This window comes from Methylobrevis pamukkalensis (assembly GCF_001720135.1).
In the GTDB taxonomy this organism is placed as follows: Bacteria; Pseudomonadota; Alphaproteobacteria; order Rhizobiales; family Pleomorphomonadaceae; genus Methylobrevis; species Methylobrevis pamukkalensis.
This window is the reverse complement of sequence record NZ_MCRJ01000005.1, coordinates 18,115-34,935: the sequence shown is the minus strand read 5'-3', so window position 1 is coordinate 34,935 and position 16,821 is coordinate 18,115. Positions and strand designations below refer to the sequence as shown.

13 protein-coding genes and 3 pseudogenes are annotated in these 16,821 nt (G+C 69.4%); 6 read left to right on the top strand and 10 right to left on the bottom strand.

All coding sequences use genetic code 11. The features are described 5' to 3' along the window. Positions 1 to 108 precede the first annotated feature (108 nt). Positions 109 to 513 (top strand): host attachment family protein, encoded by a 405-nt coding sequence (locus A6302_RS01880; RefSeq protein WP_069305617.1) that lies wholly within the window; start codon positions 109 to 111, stop codon positions 511 to 513. Positions 514 to 527: 14 nt separating this feature from the next. Here the strand turns inward: A6302_RS01880 and eutC are convergent. The 6 genes and pseudogenes from eutC to A6302_RS01850 form a co-directional block, all read right to left on the bottom strand. After that, positions 528 to 1,372 (bottom strand): annotated as a pseudogene (eutC, locus tag A6302_RS01875) (ethanolamine ammonia-lyase subunit EutC). Next, entirely contained in the window at positions 1,369 to 2,757 is a 1,389-nt protein-coding gene (locus A6302_RS01870) for an ethanolamine ammonia-lyase subunit EutB (RefSeq protein ID WP_069305616.1), read from the bottom strand. Before A6302_RS01870 ends, eutC begins: the two are co-directional and overlap by 4 nt. A gap of 432 nt (positions 2,758 to 3,189) precedes the next feature. Continuing rightward, positions 3,190 to 3,993 carry an FAD binding domain-containing protein gene (locus A6302_RS01865; protein WP_069305615.1) on the bottom strand — a complete coding sequence of 268 codons (804 nt, stop codon included), beginning with the start codon at positions 3,991 to 3,993 and terminating at the stop codon, positions 3,190 to 3,192. A 221-nt stretch (positions 3,994 to 4,214) separates the two neighbouring features. Further along, positions 4,215 to 6,568, bottom strand: a pseudogene (locus A6302_RS01860) (xanthine dehydrogenase family protein molybdopterin-binding subunit). Between the two features lie 39 nt (positions 6,569 to 6,607). Then, on the bottom strand, positions 6,608 to 7,096 hold the full coding sequence (locus A6302_RS01855) for a (2Fe-2S)-binding protein (RefSeq protein ID WP_069305614.1): 489 nt from the start codon (positions 7,094 to 7,096) through the stop codon (positions 6,608 to 6,610). Positions 7,097 to 7,256: 160 nt separating this feature from the next. Further along, a complete protein-coding gene (locus A6302_RS01850; RefSeq protein WP_069305613.1) occupies positions 7,257 to 7,961 on the bottom strand; it encodes an SRPBCC family protein in 705 nt (234 codons plus the stop codon). Positions 7,962 to 8,267: 306 nt separating this feature from the next. On the opposite strand from A6302_RS01850, the gene A6302_RS01845 reads away from it, so the two are divergent. Genes A6302_RS01845 through A6302_RS25965 form a run of 3 tightly spaced genes read left to right on the top strand, consistent with a single transcriptional unit; the run spans position 8,268 to position 10,846 of the window. Further along, positions 8,268 to 9,434 carry an FIST N-terminal domain-containing protein gene (locus A6302_RS01845; protein ID WP_069305612.1) on the top strand — a complete coding sequence of 389 codons (1,167 nt, stop codon included), beginning with the start codon at positions 8,268 to 8,270 and terminating at the stop codon, positions 9,432 to 9,434. A 3-nt stretch (positions 9,435 to 9,437) separates the two neighbouring features. Continuing rightward, positions 9,438 to 10,496: a sensor histidine kinase gene (locus A6302_RS01840; protein WP_425349103.1), complete on the top strand. Its 1,059-nt coding sequence runs from the start codon at positions 9,438 to 9,440 to the stop codon at positions 10,494 to 10,496. Continuing rightward, the gene (locus A6302_RS25965; RefSeq protein WP_425349102.1) at positions 10,496 to 10,846 is read left to right on the top strand and encodes a response regulator; all 351 of its coding nucleotides are present in this window, start codon (positions 10,496 to 10,498) and stop codon (positions 10,844 to 10,846) included. Before A6302_RS01840 ends, A6302_RS25965 begins: the two co-directional genes overlap by 1 nt. Positions 10,847 to 11,075: 229 nt before the next feature. On the opposite strand, the gene A6302_RS01835 is transcribed toward A6302_RS25965, so the two are convergent. Beyond that, positions 11,076 to 12,290, bottom strand: a complete 1,215-nt coding sequence (locus A6302_RS01835) for a polyhydroxyalkanoate depolymerase (protein WP_069305611.1) — start codon at positions 12,288 to 12,290, stop codon at positions 11,076 to 11,078. Positions 12,291 to 12,402: 112 nt separating this feature from the next. Here A6302_RS01835 and A6302_RS01830 point away from each other — a divergent pair, with 112 nt between their 5' ends. Then, positions 12,403 to 13,056: a glutathione S-transferase gene (locus tag A6302_RS01830; RefSeq protein WP_069305610.1), complete on the top strand. Its 654-nt coding sequence runs from the start codon at positions 12,403 to 12,405 to the stop codon at positions 13,054 to 13,056. A 37-nt stretch (positions 13,057 to 13,093) separates the two neighbouring features. On the opposite strand, the gene A6302_RS01825 is transcribed toward A6302_RS01830, so the two are convergent. The 3 genes and pseudogenes from A6302_RS01825 to adh form a co-directional block, all read right to left on the bottom strand. Beyond that, a complete protein-coding gene (locus tag A6302_RS01825) occupies positions 13,094 to 13,795 on the bottom strand; it encodes a response regulator transcription factor (protein WP_069305609.1) in 702 nt (233 codons plus the stop codon). 182 nt (positions 13,796 to 13,977) lie between these two features. Further along, a complete protein-coding gene (locus A6302_RS01820; RefSeq protein WP_069305608.1) occupies positions 13,978 to 14,355 on the bottom strand; it encodes a DUF779 domain-containing protein in 378 nt (125 codons plus the stop codon). 247 nt (positions 14,356 to 14,602) lie between these two features. Next, positions 14,603 to 16,055 (bottom strand): annotated as a pseudogene (gene adh / locus A6302_RS01815) (aldehyde dehydrogenase). A 296-nt stretch (positions 16,056 to 16,351) separates the two neighbouring features. Here adh and A6302_RS01810 point away from each other — a divergent pair. Then, entirely contained in the window at positions 16,352 to 16,708 is a 357-nt protein-coding gene (locus A6302_RS01810) for a winged helix-turn-helix domain-containing protein (RefSeq protein ID WP_245293860.1), read from the top strand. The last annotated feature ends 113 nt before the right edge of the window (positions 16,709 to 16,821 follow it).

The following is a 16,821-nucleotide window of genomic DNA, read 5'->3' as shown; positions in this document are numbered from 1 at the left end:
CCCTCCCCGACCGATCGTGACCCCTGCCGGGCGCCAGGCTTGACAGGGATCAAGGCGCCGCCCTCCCGAAGGCCGCAGGATGTGTCGGTCAGAAAAGGAGGACGGACCATGATCCTGCCGAACGGGACGACGGTGGCAGTGGCGGACGGCCGGACGCTGCTTCTCTTCCGCAACAGGGCACACGAGCCGGACATCGACCTGGAGCCGCTGGAGGTTCCGCAGATCGAGGGCGACACGCGGGGATCGGGCGCCCGCCACAGAAGTTCGTCGGCCAATCCCGACGACGCTAGGCTTGGCGAGGACGGTTTTGCCGCCGCCGCCGCCGACCATCTCAACCGGCAGGCGCTCGGCGGCCACATCGAGCGGCTGTTCGTGATCGCCGATCCGAGAACCCTCGGCGAGTTGCGGCGGCATTTCCATGGCGTGCTGGCGTCACGGGTGGTGGGGGACCTTGCCAAGGATCTGGTCGATCGCAGCGTCGGCGAGATCGAGGCCGCCCTCCGGCGCGCCTGAGAGCGGATCTCCGATCACGAGGGGACGCCCTCGTCACCGGCGAGAAGCGTCCGCGCCTCGACCCCGAGCATCGCCGGGCTCTCGTCCTTGAGATCCACCCCGGTCAGGCGCCGGGCGAAGGCCGCCTCGATCAGCCAGGCGAGCTTGAAGGCGGCGGCGGCGGGCGCGAGGCCGCCGTTGCGGATGTTGGAGATGCAGTTGCGCTCCGCATCGCTGCGCCCGACCTTCGGGCCATAGGTGAGATAGCGCCGAGGCTGTCTGGCGAGGACAGGCCCGGCCGCTCGCCGATCAGCACCAGCACCATCTTCGCGGCGAGGCGCTCGCCCACCTCGTCGCCGAGGGCAACCCGGCCGCCGCTCGCCACCACCACGGGCGCCAGCGACAGGCCGAGCCGGCCGAGGCGTGGCAGCAGTTCGGCGAGGAAGGCGGCGGCGTTGGCGGCGATCGCCGTCGACGACAGGCCGTCGGCAACGACCACCGCGAGATCGGCGCCCTTTTCCGGCCGCGCGTCGAGCCGGGCCGCGCCCGTCTCGTCGAGCCGGCGGCCGAGATCGGGGCGGCGCAGGTAGACGTCGCGCACCGGCGCGGCGCTCGACACCTCCACCGACGGCAGGCCGAGCGCGGTCAGTTCGGCGACGAAGGCCTTCGCGTCGAAGGGCGTCAGCACCGCGTCGCGCGCCTGGGCATGGGCCAGCGAGAAGCGCAGCACCTCGGCGGTCGGCAGGCCGGCGCCGGAACGGCCAAGGCCGATGCGGGCGGGGGTGAGGCTGGCAAGGCGGCGCCAGACGGCGTCAAGGTCAGTCGTCGCGTCGAGAATTGGCGTCTCATCGAGAGCTGGGGTCGCGTCGAGGTCGGTCATCCGGCAAGGTCCATCGGCGCGGAGAGGAGGGAGAGCTGCGAGGGCCGGGCGCGGATCCGGCCGTCGCGGGTGGAGAGACCCGAGCGGAACAGCCACTCCTCGAACTCCGGCGCCCGTTTCAGCCCCATCACCTCGCGCACGTAGAGCTGGTCGTGGAACGAGGTCGACTGGTAGTTCAGCATCACGTCGTCGGCGCCCGGCACGCCGATCACGAAGGTGACGCCGGCCGCCGCGAGCAGGGTCAGCAGCGTGTCCATGTCGTCCTGGTCGGCCTCGGCGTGGTTGGTGTAGCAGACGTCGCAGCCGATCGGCAGGCCGAGCAGCTTGCCGCAGAAGTGGTCCTCCAGCCCGGCGCGGATGATCTGCTTGCCGTCGTAGAGATATTCGGGGCCGATGAAGCCGACCACCGTGTTGACCAGCAGCGGCGCGTAGGCCCGCGCCACCGCATAGGCCCGCGCCTCCAGCGTCTGCTGGTCGACGCCATGATGGGCATTGGCCGACAGCGCCGAGCCCTGCCCCGTCTCGAAATACATCACGTTGTCGCCGAGCGTGCCGCGTTTGAGCGACAGCGCCGCCTCGCGGCCCTCCTTCAAGACGGCGAGATCGATGCCGAAGGAGCGGTTGGCGCCCTCGGTGCCGGCGATCGACTGGAACACGAGATCGATCGGCGCGCCCTTCTCGATCAGCCTGACCGAGGTGGTGACATGGGTGAGCACGCAGGACTGGGTCGGGATGTCGAAGCGGCCGATGATCTCGTCGAACAGGCGGGCGAGGTCGCCCATGGTCTCCACCGAATCGGAGGCCGGGTTGATGCCGATCACCGCGTCGCCGCAGCCATACATCAGCCCGTCGACCACGGAGGCGGCAACCCCGGCGCGGTCGTCGGTCGGGTGGTTGGGCTGCAGCCGCACCGCCATGGTGCCGGGCAGGCCGATGGTGTTGCGGAACCGCGTCACGATCCGGCACTTCTTCGCCACCAGGATCAGATCCTGGTTGCGCATCAGCTTGGAGACGGCGGCGACCATTTCCGGCGTGAGCCCCGGGCCGAGCGCCGTCAGCACTTCGGTGGTCGTGGTCTCCGAGAGGAGAAAGTCGCGGAAGGCGCCGACCGTCAGATGCGACACCGGCGCAAAGGCGCGGTCGTCGTGGCTGTCGATGATGAGGCGCGTGACCTCGTCGGTCTCGTAAGGCACCAGCGCCTCGGTGAGGAAGGCCTTCAGCGGCACGTCGGCAAGGCACATCTTCGCGGCGACATTCTCCTCGGCCGACCCGGCGGCAATGCCGGCCAGCATGTCGCCCGAGCGCGGCGGCGTCGCCTTGGCCATCAGCTCCCGCAGGTCGGAGAACACCCAGGTCTGGCGGCCGGCGCTGCTGCGGTAGGTCATCGTTGAGGCTCGTCGGTCGAAAGGGCGCGGACCGGCCGGCGGCCGGTCATCTCGATGGTCAGCGTCCTCCCGATCGGTCGATCGCTCTGCACGGCCGATGCGGGCCGGCGGGATCGTTGTAACAAAAATTACAGGCACGGGCGGCGACGGTCCAGCCCATGTTTTCGGCAGGGTGAGAATGTGGGCGGGGGATGGATGGGGTGATGATCTGGCTACGTCTGGCGTCGTGCGTGTGGCTCCCCCTCTCCCTGTCCCTCCCCCTCCAGGGGGGAGGGGACGAGGAAGGGGAGGATGCCGTCCCTTATGAACGTCGCGCCGAACCGAGACGCTGGAGGGGCGAAAGCGCCATCTCCTTGCGTCCCCTCCCCCCTGGAGGGGGAGGGACAGGGAGAGGGGGAAGCGGCATAACGGGCCGCCCCTCCCCCCTTCACCTCACCCCGCTGCCGCGACAACCGCGCGCTTGGCCATCACGCTGACGAGGTTTGCCCGGTAGGCGGCGTCGCCGTGGATGTCGGAGAGCATGTCGCTGGGGTCGACCTTGATGCCGGCGACGGCGTCCGCGCTCCAGTTGTCGCCCAGCGCCTCCTCCATCGCGGTCGCGCGGAACACGCCGCCCTGGCCGGCACCGGTGACGGCGACACGTACCGCGCCGTCCGCCAGCGTCGCCACGAAGACGCCGGCCATGGCGTAGCGCGAGGCCGGGTTGAGGAACTTGGAATAGCCGGCCTTGCGCGGAATCGGGAAGACGACGCGGACGAGGATCTCGCCCTCTTCCAGCGCGGTCGTGAACATGCCCTGGAAATAGTCGTCCGCCGCGATCTCGCGCCGGTCGGTCACCAGCGTCGCGCCAAGCGCCAGCACGGCGGCCGGATAGTCGGCGGACGGATCGTTGTTGGCGAGCGAACCGCCGAGCGTGCCGCGATGGCGCACCTGCGGGTCGCCGATGCCGGAGGCGAGCTTGGCCAGCGTCGGGATCGCGCCCTGCACCTCGGGCGACGAGGCGATGGAATAATGGGTCATGGCCGCGCCGATGGTCACCGCCTCGGACGACACCGAGATGCCCTTGAGCTCGGCAAGGCGGGCGATGTCGACCAGTTGCGACGGCGCGGCGAGCCGCTGCTTCATGGTCGGGAGCAGGGTCTGCCCCCCGGCAAGGAACTTGGCCTCGTCATCGGCGGCGATGATCGCCGCGGCCTCGGCGAGGCTGGCCGGGCGCTTGTAGCTGGTTTCATACATGGCGGTCTCCCCATGGGATGATGGTGTGCATGGCATGGTCGGCGACGGCGGCAGCGGCGGAACCCTTCTCGCCTCGCGGGAGAGAGGGCCAGAGGCTGGACGAGGGGGAGAGCACCAGCGCCGCAGCCCCCTCATCCGCCCCTTCGGGGCACCTTCTCCCGAGGGGAGAAGGGTCTGCGCCTCGCATCGCCGGGCGGCCGATCTCCCGGCCGCCTCGGGTCTCAGGCGGCCGCGCCCTGCAGGGCGTGCCACACCCTCGCCGGAGTCGCCGGCATGGCGATGTCGCGCACGCCGATGGCGTCGGTGATGGCGTTGATCACCGCCGGCGGCGAGCCGATGGCGCCGGCCTCGCCGCAGCCCTTCATGCCGAGCGGATTGCCCGGACACGGCGTGCACTCGTGGAAGATCTCGTAGGAGGGCACGTCGTCGGCGCGCGGCATGCAGTAGTCCATGTAGGAGCCGGTGAGCAGCTGGCCGCTCTCCTGGTCGTAGGAGACGCCTTCCAGCAGCGCTTGGCCGATGCCCTGCGCCAGCCCGCCGTGGACCTGGCCCTCGACGATCATCGGGTTGATGATGTTGCCGAAGTCGTCGGCCGCGACGAAGCGCTCGATCGTGGTCTTGCCGGTCTCCGGATCGACCTCGACCTCGCAGACATAGGTGCCGGCGGGGAAGGTGAAGTTGGTCGGGTCGTAGAAGGCGCTTTCCTTCAGGCCCGGTTCCATGCCGCCCGGCAGGTTGTGGCCGGTGTAGGCGGCCAGCGCCACGTGGGCGAAGGGCATGGTCTTGTCCGTGCCCGCCACCTTCACCTCGCCGCCCTCGATGACGATGTCGCCCTCGGCGGCCTCCATCAGGTGGGCCGCGATCTTGCGGACCTTGACCTCGACCTTGTCGATCGCCTTGGCAATCGCCGACATGCGACCGCGCCGGAGCGCGAGCCGTAGGTGCCCATGCCGAACTGCACCTTGTCGGTGTCGCCGTGGACGATCTGCACCGTGTCGACGCCGACGCCGAGCCGCTCGCTGACGAGCTGGGCGAAGGTGGTCTCGTGGCCCTGGCCGTGGCTGTGCGAGCCGGTGAGCACCTCGATGGTACCGACCGGGTTCACCCGCACCTCGGCCGATTCCCACAGGCCGACGCCGCAGCCGAGCGAGCCGACCGCCTGGGACGGGGCGATGCCGCAGGCCTCGATGTAGCAGGAGAGGCCGATGCCGCGCAGCTTGCCGCGCGCCCTGGCCTCGGCCTTGCGCGCCGGGAAACCGGCATAGTCGGCCGCGGCGAGCGCCGTCGCCATGGTCTTGTCGTAGTCGCCGGCGTCGTAGCACATGATGACCGGCGTCTGGTGCGGGAACGAGCGGATGAAGTTCTTGCGCCGCAGTTCCGCCGGGTCCTCGCCGAGCTCGCGCGCGGCGGTCTCCATCATCCGCTCGACCAGATAGGTCGCCTCCGGACGGCCGGCGCCGCGATAGGCGTCGACCGGCACCGTGTTGGTGTAGACCGCCTCGACCTCGGCGTGGATCGCCGGGATCGCATACTGGCCGGAGAGCAGCGTCGCGTAGAGATAGGTCGGCACCGACGACGAGAAGGTCGACATGTAGGCGCCGAGGTTGGCGATCGTGTGCACGCGAAAGCCGGTGATGCGGTTGTCGGCGTCGAAGGCCATCTCCGCATGGGTGACGTGGTCGCGGCCGTGGCAGTCCGTCAGGAAGGCCTCGGCGCGGTCGGACGTCCACTTCACCGGCCGGCCGCCGATCTTCTTCGACGCCCAGAGGCAGACGGTCTCTTCCGGGTAGATGAAGATCTTGGAGCCGAAGCCGCCGCCCACATCCGGGGCGACCACGCGCAGCTTGTGCTCGGGCGCGATGCCGACGAAGGCCGACAGCACGAGCCGGGCGACATGGGGGTTCTGCGAGGTGTTGTAGAGCGTGTAGTGCTCCTCGGCCGAATCGTAGGAGCCGATCGCGACGCGCGGCTCCATCGGGTTGGCCACCAGCCGGTTGTTGACGACGTCCATCGCCACGACGCGTGCAGCCGCCGCGAAGGCCGCGTCGGTCGCCGCCTTGTCGCCGATGCTCCAGTCGTAGATCAGGTTGCCCTCGGCTTCCGGATGGATCTGCGGGGCGCCGGCGTCCTGGGCCTTGGCCGGATCGACGACGGCGGGCAGGATCTCGTAGTCGACGGCCACGAGTTCGGCGGCGTCGCGGGCCTGGGCCCGGGTCTCGGCGATGACCACGGCGACCTGGTCGCCGACATGGCGGACGATGTCGTGGGCGATGGCCGGATGCGCGCCGGCCTTCATCGGCGAGCCGTCGGTGGAATGGATCATCCAGCCGCAGATCAGGCCGCCGATGCGGTCGCCGGCGAGATCGGCGCCGGTCAGCACGTCGACCACGCCGGGCGCGGCTTTTGCTTCCGAGATGTCGATCGACACGATGCGCGCATGCGCGTGCGGCGAGCGCACGAAGGCGGCGTAGGTGGTGTCCTTCAGCTCGATGTCGTCGGTGTAGCGACCCTTGCCGGTGATGAAGCGCTTGTCCTCCTTGCGAAGCACGCGCGCGCCGATGCCTTCAACTCCCATGATCTCCTCCCAAAGACCCGTGATGGGGACGTCCGTCGCTTATTCGGCCGCCTCGGCCATGCCGCCGGACTGTTCGGCCGCGGCCTTCACCGCCTTGACGATGTTGTGGTAGCCGGTGCAGCGGCAGATGTTGCCTTCCAGCTCGTGACGGATCGTCGTCTCGTCGATGCCCGGGCCGTGGCGGCGGATGATGTCCACCGCCGCCATGATCATGCCGGGGGTGCAGAAGCCGCACTGCAGGCCGTGATGCTCGCGGAAGGCCGCCTGCACCGGGTGCAACTGGTCGCCCTGGGCAAGGCCCTCGATCGTCAGCACCGCGCAGCCGTCCGCCTGCGCGGCGAGCATGGTGCAGGACTTCACGGCGACGCCGTCGACATGGACGACGCAGGCGCCGCACTGCGAGGTGTCGCAGCCGACATGGGTGCCGGTGAGGCCGAGCGTCTCGCGCAGGAAGCCGACGAGCAGCGTCCGGTCCTCGACCTCCCGCGTCACCGCCTTGCCGTTCACTGTCAAGGAAACCGATACCATGGCCTTCTCCCCTTCGGATGGATGTTGTCCACGCCTCGCCCGGAGCGGCTTTCCGCCGCTTCCGGCCTCGTCTCCATGCGGGCCGCCTGCGGGCCGGCATGGATCTAAATCGTTTTATGTATCACGCACATTCCGGACGCCCCGCACAGCGAACCGGATGTCAGAGCTGGGTCACGAGCAGCAGCACGACCACGACGCCGAGGGCGATCAGGCCCCACATCATCGGACCCGCAGGTCCGGACCTGATGGCGGCGGTCTCGACCGCCTCCTCGGCGCGCTTCTCGGCGTCGGCGACCACATGGATCGCATGTTCCACCGGCGTCTCGTCGGCGGGGGTGACCGGCACGCCCGTCACCGGAGTTGCCATCACCGGATCGGCCGAGACCGGGGCGGCCGCGATCGGAGCAGCCTCGGCGGCAACCGCCGCATCGCCGCCGACCTTGGCCGAAAAGGCGCCGAAGAAATCGTCCGCCATCTTGCGGGCGGTGCTGTCGATCAGCCGCGAGCCGAGCTGGGCGAGCTTGCCGCCGACCTGCGCCTTGGCGGTGTAGGTGAGGATCGTGTCCGCGCCATCCTCGGCAAGCCGCACGGCGGCCCCGCCCTTGGCAAAGCCGGCCACGCCACCGCTGCCTTCACCGGAGATCGTGTAGCCGTTCGGCGGATCGACGTCCTCGAAGGTGACCTTGCCGGCGAACTTGGCCTTGACCGGGCCGATCTTGGCAACGACCGCGGCGACCAGGGCCTCCCCGTCGCGCTCGAGGCTCTCGCAGCCGGGAATGCAGGCCTTGAGGGTGTCCGGATCGTTGAGCGCCGCCCAGACGGCATCGCGGGATGCCGGGATCCGGTATTCTCCCGTCATGTCCATGAGCAGGCTCCTCCCTTCGCGGCACCTTCGTGCGAGGTGCTTCTTCTCTGGAATGTTTCAAGCGTCGGCGCAACCGTCAACTGCGAACGATAGGGATCGCGGCCGGGACGCGGCCATAGTACTTTCGCAGGGCTTGCCAAGCGCAGGCCACGCGTTTTGCCGCTCTTGCCGGCGGTGGCCACGAGCCGGCATAGTGCCGGCAAAGGGAAAGGATGCCGACCGGGCATGGGTCTGGCAGTGAAAGGATTGGCAGCGAAGGCCGGGCAACCCGCGATCCGGCCGCGCCGCAATGGGAGGACAAGCCGCGTGGACGACCGTCCGATCCGGGACACATTTGCCTGCGGCATCCGCACGGCCGCCATCGCCGACGCCACGACCGACGAGGCCGTGAGCGCGATCGCCGCCGCGATCGATCCGGCGGACACCGAATTCCTGCTGGTGTTCTTCTCGCCGCGCCTCGACCCCGAGGCCTTCTGCACGGCCCTTGCCGCCCGGCTGCCGGACGTGCGCATCGCCGGCTGCTCCAGCGCCGGCGAGATTTCCGACCTCGGCATCAGCGACCACGGCGCCGTGGCGATCGCCTTCCCGCGGGCGGGCTTCACCATCGTCTCCACGGTGATCGAGGCGGTGAGCCGGCTCGGCGTCGACCAGGGCTCGGCGGCGGTGGCGCAGCTGCGCGCCAGCCTCGTCCGTCGCCGCCCGGACGCGGCGATCGGCCGGACCTTTGCGCTGAGCTTCATCGACGGCCTGTGCAACCGCGAGGAGGCCGTGGTCTCGGCGATCGACTGGGCGCTCGGCGAGATCCCGCTGGTCGGCGGCTCGGCCGGCGACGACCTGACCTTCCACGGCACCACGCTGCTGCACGAGGGAACGGTGCACCGGGACGCCGCGCTGCTGATCCTCGTCCACACCGAGCATCCGTTCCGGGTGTTCAAGACCGAGAATTTCGAGCCGACCGCCACCAAGCTGGTGGTGACCCGCTCCGAACCGGAGCGGCGCATCGTCCACGAGCTCAACGCCGAGGTGGCGGCCTTCGAATATGCCGACGTGGTCGGCCTCGACCCGGCGACGCTCACCCCCTTCGGCTTTGCCTCGCATCCGATGGTGGTGCGGGTCGGCGGCGAGTATTTCTGCCGCTCGCTGCGCAACACCAATCCCGACGGCTCGCTCACCTTCTTTTGTGCAATAGACGACGGCGTCGTGCTGACGCTAGCTAAGCCCGTGGACCTCGTGGCGAGCACGAGCCGCGCCTTCGAGCAGATCGAAGCGGAGCTCGGCAGCGTCGATTTCGTGCTCGGCTTCGACTGCATCCTGCGGCGGCTCGACGCGCAGAACCGCCAGGTGCTGCAGGACGTCGCCGCGCTCTACCGTCGCCACCACGTCTACGGCTTCAACACCTACGGCGAGCAGTATCGGACGATGCATCTCAACCAGACCTTCACCGGCGTCGCCCTCGGCAGCGGGAAGGGCTGAGCGGTGCCCGACGACCGGGACTTCCTGGTCCGGCCGCGCCCGCCCGTGGTGCGCCCGCCCGAGAGCGTGACCGAGATCGACGACGCCGAGGCGGCGCTGATCCGCCGCGTCCACAAGCTGGAGCGGATCAACGCCGCGCTGATGGACCGGGTCGAGCGGTCGATGGATGTCCACGGCAACGCCTATTCGCTGTTCCAGACCGCGATCAGCCTCGAACTGCAGGTCAAGTCCCGCACCGAGGAACTGACCGCCGTGCTGCACCGGCTGGAGGCGACCAACGAGGCGCTGCGGCTGGCCAAGGAACAGGCCGAGCAGGCCAACGCCTACAAGACCCGCTTTCTGGCCGCCGCCAGCCACGACCTGCTGCAGCCGCTGTCGGCGGCGCGGCTGTCCACCTCGGCGCTGATCGAGATGCAGACCAGCCCGGAGGCCGAGGCCGTCGCCGACCAGGTGGACCGGGCGCTGACGTCGATCGAGGACCTGCTGAAGACCCTGCTCGACATCTCGAAACTCGACGCCGGTGTCACCCGGCCGGAGGTGAAGACGGTGCCGCTGGCGGACGTCTTCGCGGCGCTCGCCTCCGACTTCCAGCGCATCGCCGCGCAGAAGAACCTCGCCTTCCGCATCCGGCCGACGCAGCTGGCCGTCCTGTCCGATCCGGTGATGCTGCGGCGGATCCTGCAGAATCTCATCTCCAATGCCCTGCGCTACACCCGGGCCGGCGGCGTCATCGTCGGCGTGCGCCATGCAGGGCCCGGGATGATCGACGTCGAGGTGGCCGACACCGGCATCGGCATTCCGGAGGCCGAGCATGCCAGCGTGTTCGAGGAATTCCGCCGCGGCGCCGGCAGCGCCACCGGAGATGCCGCCGGCCTCGGCCTCGGGCTTGCCATCGTGCGGCGCATGGCCGCCGCCCTCGACCACGGCGTCGCCTTCCGCTCCGTGGTCGGCCACGGCACGCGCTTCCGCATCCGCCTGCCGCTGACCGAGCCCGTGGCCGCCGAAAGCGGACGCGCGCGCGCGATCGTCCGCCGGCCTTCGGCCTCGACGGGGCGCGGGTGATGGTGATCGACAACGACGCGGCGATCCTTGCCGCCTCCACCGCCCTGCTCCGGCGCTGGTCCTGCACGGTCACCGCCGCCCGCTCGCCCGCCGAGGCGATCGCCCTTGCCCGCGTTGCCGGCGGCACCGACGTGATCCTCGCCGATTATCACCTCGACGACGGCCGCACCGGCCTCGACGCCATCGCCGACCTCCGCCAGCTCGCCGGCCGCCCGGTGCCGGCGATCGTCGTCACCGCCGACCACAGCCTCGAGGTGGCCGCAGCGGTGCGCGAGGCCGAGGCCGAACTGCTGCACAAGCCGGTCCGCCCGGCGGAATTGCGGGCGTTGCTCGCGCACATGCTGGGGTGAGATGGGTGGGGTTTGCGGGGTTTGGCCGGCGCCCGGGCCCCTCATCCGGCCCTTCGGGCCACCTTCTCCCCGATGGGGAGAAGGGCAACAAGCGGCGAGTCCCCAATACGGTGCACACGTCACCGGGGCACGGATGACGCCCCGGATTACCCTTCTCCCCCTGGGGGAGAAGGTGGCCCGCAGGGCCGGATGAGGGGGCTGGTTCCGCAGTCGCCACGCCCCCTCCAAATCACTCCATCGCCAAAACCATGTTCCGCACCACCGGGTAGATCTCCCGCTCCCATTTCCGGCCGTTGAACACGCCGTAGTGGCCGACGTTGGCCTGGAGGTGGTGGCGCTTCAGGTGGGGGCGGAGCGAGCGGCAGAGGTCGTGGGCGGCAGAGGTCTGGCCGAGGGCGCAGATGTCGTCGCGCCCGCCTTCCACGGTGAGCAGGGCGGTGTTGCGGATCGCGGCGGGGTCCACCTTGCGGCCGCGGAAGGTGAACTCGCCGGTGGCGAGTTCCGCCTTGTGGAACACGCGGTCGATGGTCTCGAGGTAGAATTCCTCGGTGAGGTCGAGCACCGCGAAATACTCGTCGTAGAAGGTCTTGATCTTCTCGGCCTCGGCCGCCTCGCCGCGCGAGAGGTGGCGATAGAGCTTCTCGTGGGCGGTGCGGTGGCGGTCCATGTTCATGGCGATGAAGGCGACGAGCTGGAGGAAGCCCGGATAGACCTTGCGCCCGGCGCCCGCATAGCGGCCCGGCACCTTGCCGATCACCGAGGTCTGGAACCATTCGAGGGATTTGGCCACCGCGAACTCGTTGACCGCGGTCGGGCTCTCGCGCGGATCGACCGGGCCGGCCATCAGCGTCATCGAGCGCGGGGTGGCCGGATTGCGGTCCTCCGACATCACCGCCACGGCCGCGAGCGTCTGGACGCAGGGCTGGCAGACGGCGAGCGCGTGGGCGCCGGGGCCGATCTCTTCCAGAAAGCGGATGATGTAGGCGACATAGTCGTCGACGCCGAACGGGCCGGCGGCGAGCGGCACGTCGCGGGCGTTGGCCCAGTCGGTGATGTAGACGTCGTGGTCGCGCGACAGCGTCTCCACGGTGCCGCGGAGCAGCGTGGCGAAATGGCCGGACAGCGGGGCGACCACCAGCAGCTTCGGCTGCGGGCTGTCGATGTCCTTGGCAAAGCGCAGCAGCTTGCCGAAGGGCAGGTCGAGCACGACCTCGGTGGTGACGTCGACTTCGCGGTTGCCGACGGCCACCTTGGCGATGTCGAAGGACGGCCGCGTGTGGGTCAGCTCGAAGCGGGAGATCATCTCCAGCGCCGCCTGCCAGCGGCGCGTCAGCGGCATCGATCCGCCGAAGGACGGAGCCTGCATCAGGCCGCCGAAGGTGCGGGCGAACAGCCGGAGCGGCAGCATCAGATCGTCATGGAACTGGTAGGTCTCGTAGAGCATCCCCGGGCCCGCCCTGTGGTCGCCTTGCCGCCTCGCGTAAAAGCTAGTGCAATTCCTGCCGCAGTGCGAGAGGATCGAAGGACGCATCGAAACGCGGAAGGGCTGACGCGCGATGGCACGGGCAACACTGACCATTTCCTCGAAGAACTATTCCTCCTGGTCGCTGCGCGGCTGGCTGCTGTGCCGCATGGCGGGGCTCGACTTCGACGTCGCCCCGATCGACCTCGACGCCCCCGACGCCCGGCAGGAGCTGCTGCTGCTCTCGCCCTCGGTGCTGGTGCCGCGGCTGACCCACAACAGCGTCACCGTCTGGGACACCTGGGCGATCGCCGAATATCTCGCCGAGATCGCCCCGAAATCCGGCCTTCTGCCGAAGGACCGGGCGGCGCGCGCCCATTGCCGGGCGATCTGCGGCGAGATCCACGCCGGCTTTGCCAACCTGCGCTCGGCGCTGCCGATGAACCTCAAGGCCCGCCACAAGGCGTTCAAGATCTTCTCCGGCGCCCGGCCGGATGTGGAGCGCGTCAAGGCGATCTGGCGCGAATGCCTCGCGACCTACGGCGGCCCCTATCTGTTCGGCGAGCTGTCGATGGCGGACGCGATGTATGCGCCGGTCTGCACCCGCTTTCGCACCTATGCGGTGGACCTCGACCCGGAGCTTGCCGCCTATTGCGAGCGGATCTTCGCCTGGCCGCTGATGGAGGAATGGACCGAGGGCGCGCTCGCCGAGCCCGACGAGATCGTCGAGCTGGAAGTGGAGTTCTGAACGTCCGGGAGGGCAATGACCCGGCGATCCTCCGTCTTCAGTTCTTCGCCTCTTCGGCGAGAACCTCCGCAAAATCGATCTTGCCGGCCTCGATCACCGCCTGGGTGCGGCTGTAGACGCCGAGCTTGCGCAGGATCTCCGAAACGTGGGCCTTGACCGTGGTCTCGCCAACGGTGAGCTCGTAGGCGATCTGCTTGTTGAGCAGCCCCTGCCGCAGCATCTGCAGCACGCGGATCTGCTGCGGGGTGAGGGTCTTCATGCGGGCGACGATGTCCGCGCGCGCCCGGTCCGCCGGCTCGCCGGCCGTCTCGGTGCCGGCCGGCACGTAGACGAGGCCGGACATGATGTCGCCGATGGCGCGGGCCAGTTCCTCGCGGCGTGAGGATTTCGGGATGAAGCCGGCGATGCCGTAGGACAGCGCCTCGCGGACGATCCGCGGATCCTCCATCGCCGAGACCACCGCCAGCGGCAGGCGCGGAAAGGCGGTGCGCAGGCGCAGCAGGCCGTCGAAGCCGTGGGTGTCGGGCATCGACAGGTCGACGAGGGCGAGATCGACGTCGAGACCGTCGCCGAGCTTCGCGCAGGCAAGATCGATCGAACCCGCCTCGGCGATCGTGGCCGACGGGAAGTCGCAGCGGATCACGCTCTGCAGCGCCTCGCGGAACAGCGGGTGATCGTCGACGATCAGGAAGGTGGTCGTTTCCCCCGATGGCGAGGGCGAGTGGGACGAATCGGACATGGGCAGTCTCCCGCCGGGGCCGGCGCCGGTCTCTGCCCGCGAGGCACCCGTTGTTCCCTGAACCTAGGCCAAGGCGCGGCTCCGCGCCATGCAATCCTCCGCGCGCTCCCATGGGGACGACTACGGACCCGGACCCTGCCCCCGGGGAATGGCCCCGGGAATGCCCCCCTGGAAGGCCGGCGTCAGCCGCCGGAGGCGGGCGGCGCGGCGGCCAGTTCCGCACCCTCCTCGTCGGTGAAGAGCCGGCTGCGGGTGAGGAAGCGCACGCCTTCGGGCGCCTCCAGCGAGAAGCCGGCGCCGCGCCCCGGGGTCACGTCGATGATCAGCTGGGTGTGCTTCCAGTAGTCGAACTGGGCCGCGCCCATCCAGAACGGACAGCCGGCGATGTCGCCAAGATGCACATCGCTGCCGCCGGTGCGGAACTCGCCGGCCGCATAGCACATCGGCGCCGACCCGTCGCAGCAGCCGCCCGACTGGTGGAACATCAGCGGGCCGTGCCTTGCCTTCAGCCGCTCGACGAGGGCGACGGCGGCCTCGGTGGCGACGACGCGGGGGGTCATGGGGGATTCCTCGGTTTTCAGTGAGGGGCGGGCAACGGCGTCCGCGCCCGTGGCTCCCCCCTCCCTGTCCCTCCCCCTCCATGGGGGAGGGGACGCAGGAGGATGGGCCGGACAAGAAGCAGATGATCGTTTCGGCGATACGTCGGAGAGATGCGCAGCCTCTCCTTCATCGTCCCCTCCCCCCTGGAGGGGGAGGGACAGGGAGAGGGGGGAGCCACGCCCTGAAGCGCCGCTCCCCCCGCCCCGCTCAGAAGAAGCCCAGCGCCTTCGGGCTGTAGCTCACCAGCAGGTTCTTGGTCTGCTGGTAGTGGTCGAGCATCATCTTGTGGTTCTCGCGGCCGATGCCCGACTGCTTGTAGCCGCCGAAGGCCGCGTGGGCCGGGTAGGCGTGGTAGCAGTTGGTCCAGACGCGGCCGGCCTGGATCGCCCGGCCGAAGCGGTAGGCGCGGCTGCCGTCGCGGGTCCACACGCCGGCGCCGAGGCCGTAGAGCGTGTCGTTGGCGATCGCCAGCGCCTCGTCCTCGGTCTCGAAGGTGGTGACGGACACCACCGGGCCGAAGATCTCCTCCTGGAACACCCGCATGCGGTTGTGGCCTTCCAGAACGGTCGGCTTGACGTAGTAGCCGCCTTCCAGCTCGCCCGGCAGGACCGTGCGGCTGCCGCCGGTCAGCACCTTGGCGCCCTCGGCCTTGCCGATCTCGATGTAGGAGAGGATCTTCTCGAGCTGGTCGATCGAGGCCTGCGCGCCGATCATGGTCGAGGGGTCGAGCGGATGGCCCTGGCGGATCTTCTCGACGCGGTCGATCGCCTTTTCCATGAAGCGGTCGTAGATCGACTTCTGCACCAGCGCGCGGCTGGGGCAGGTGCACACCTCGCCCTGGTTGAGGGCGAACATGGCAAAGCCTCCAGCGACTTGTCGAAGAAGTCGTCGTCGTCGGCCATCACGTCGGCAAAGAAGATGTTCGGCGACTTGCCGCCGAGCTCCAGCGTCACGGGAATGATGTTCTCGGCGGCATACTGCATGATCAGCCGGCCGGTGGAGGTCTCGCCGGTGAAGGCGATCTTGGCGATGCGCTTGTTGGTGGCGAGCGGCTTGCCGGCCTCGATGCCGAAGCCGTTGACCACGTTGAGCACGCCCGGCGGCAGGATGTCCTTGATCAGGTCGACGAGCACCATGATGCCCATCGGCGTCTGCTCGCCGGCTTCAGCACCACGCAGTTGCCGGCGGCGAGCGCAGGCGCGAGCTTCCAGGCGGCCATCAGGATCGGGAAGTTCCACGGGATGATCTGGCCGACCACGCCGAGAGGCTCGTGGAAGTGATAGGCGACCGTGTCGTGGTCGATCTCGCCGACGGAGCCTTCCTGGGCGCGGATGCAGCCGGCGAAATAGCGGAAGTGATCGACGGTCAGCGGCATGTCGGCGGCCGTGGTCTCGCGGATCGGCTTGCCGTTGTCGATGGTCTCGGCCATGGCGATGATCGCGAGATTCTCCTCGATCCGGTCGGCGATGCGGTTGAGCATCAGCGCCCGTTCGGCCGGCGAGGTGCGGCCCCAGGCGTCCTTCGCCTTGTGGGCGGCGTCGAGGGCGAGCTCGATGTCGGCGGCCTTCGATCGGGCGACCTCGCAGACCGTCTTGCCCGTCACCGGGCTGACGTTGTCGAAATACTCGCCGTCGAGCGGGGCGACCCACTGTCCGCCGATGAAGTTGTCGTAGCGCGTGCGCCAGACTCACGGGCCTTCAGCTTCTCGATCTCCTGGTGCAGCATGGCGTGCTCCTCCTCGTCCCTGGCGGCGCGTCGTTGATGGCGCGACCCTCTCTGGTGGCCGTCCCCGGGTGGCTGTTCCCTGGGTGACTGGCGCTGTATTCAATTCGAGACATCGCGTATGACCATTGGACCTTGGTAGGGAGCGGCGGATCGTCCCGCGGCCGCCGCCTGCCTGTCCGCTCTGCCCAGGAGGCCCCGCTGAGCGCCGCGCCGGATACCCCTCGCCTGCATCTGCGGATCGAACTTGCCCCCGGGCGCCGGCTCGGTCCCGGCAAGATCGCGCTGATGGAAGCGATCGCCGCCCATGGCTCGATCTCGGCCGCCGGACGGGCGATGGACATGTCCTATCGGCGGGCCTGGCAGCTGGTGGAGGAGATCAACGCCTTGTTCGGAAAGCCACTCGTCGATTCCAAGGTCGGCGGGCGGCGCGGCGGCGGCGCAAGCCTGACCCCGGCCGGCCTCGTGGTCGTCGCCCGCTACCGGGCGATCGAACGGGCCGCCGGCGACCTGACGCGCCAGCATCTCGACGCCCTTGCCGCGGAGTTGCCGACAGGTGGCCCCGGCGACGATGGCGACGCGTCGCTATGACGAAGACGATATAGCGCCGGCGCGGGTCTGCGCCCCTCCGGGTCCGACCAAAGTGCAAGCCGGCAGGTCCGTAGTCTGCCGCCGGTTTACCGGGCGGACCGCCTCGGCTAGGC

Excerpts from the sequence above, each read along its gene's own strand:
- A6302_RS01830 (WP_069305610.1), top strand. The coding sequence starts at position 12,403 with ATGGCACGGGCAACACTGACCATTTCCTCGAAGAACTATTCCTCCTGG.
- A6302_RS01855 (WP_069305614.1), bottom strand. The coding sequence starts at position 7,096 with ATGGTATCGGTTTCCTTGACAGTGAACGGCAAGGCGGTGACGCGGGAG.
- A6302_RS01880 (WP_069305617.1), top strand. The coding sequence starts at position 109 with ATGATCCTGCCGAACGGGACGACGGTGGCAGTGGCGGACGGCCGGACG.
- A6302_RS01825 (WP_069305609.1), bottom strand. The coding sequence starts at position 13,795 with ATGTCCGATTCGTCCCACTCGCCCTCGCCATCGGGGGAAACGACCACC.
- A6302_RS01820 (WP_069305608.1), bottom strand. The coding sequence starts at position 14,355 with ATGACCCCCCGCGTCGTCGCCACCGAGGCCGCCGTCGCCCTCGTCGAG.
- A6302_RS01850 (WP_069305613.1), bottom strand. The coding sequence starts at position 7,961 with ATGGACATGACGGGAGAATACCGGATCCCGGCATCCCGCGATGCCGTC.
- A6302_RS01865 (WP_069305615.1), bottom strand. The coding sequence starts at position 3,993 with ATGTATGAAACCAGCTACAAGCGCCCGGCCAGCCTCGCCGAGGCCGCG.
- A6302_RS25965 (WP_425349102.1), top strand. The coding sequence starts at position 10,496 with ATGGTGATCGACAACGACGCGGCGATCCTTGCCGCCTCCACCGCCCTG.
- A6302_RS01870 (WP_069305616.1), bottom strand. The coding sequence starts at position 2,757 with ATGACCTACCGCAGCAGCGCCGGCCGCCAGACCTGGGTGTTCTCCGAC.
- A6302_RS01835 (WP_069305611.1), bottom strand. The coding sequence starts at position 12,290 with ATGCTCTACGAGACCTACCAGTTCCATGACGATCTGATGCTGCCGCTC.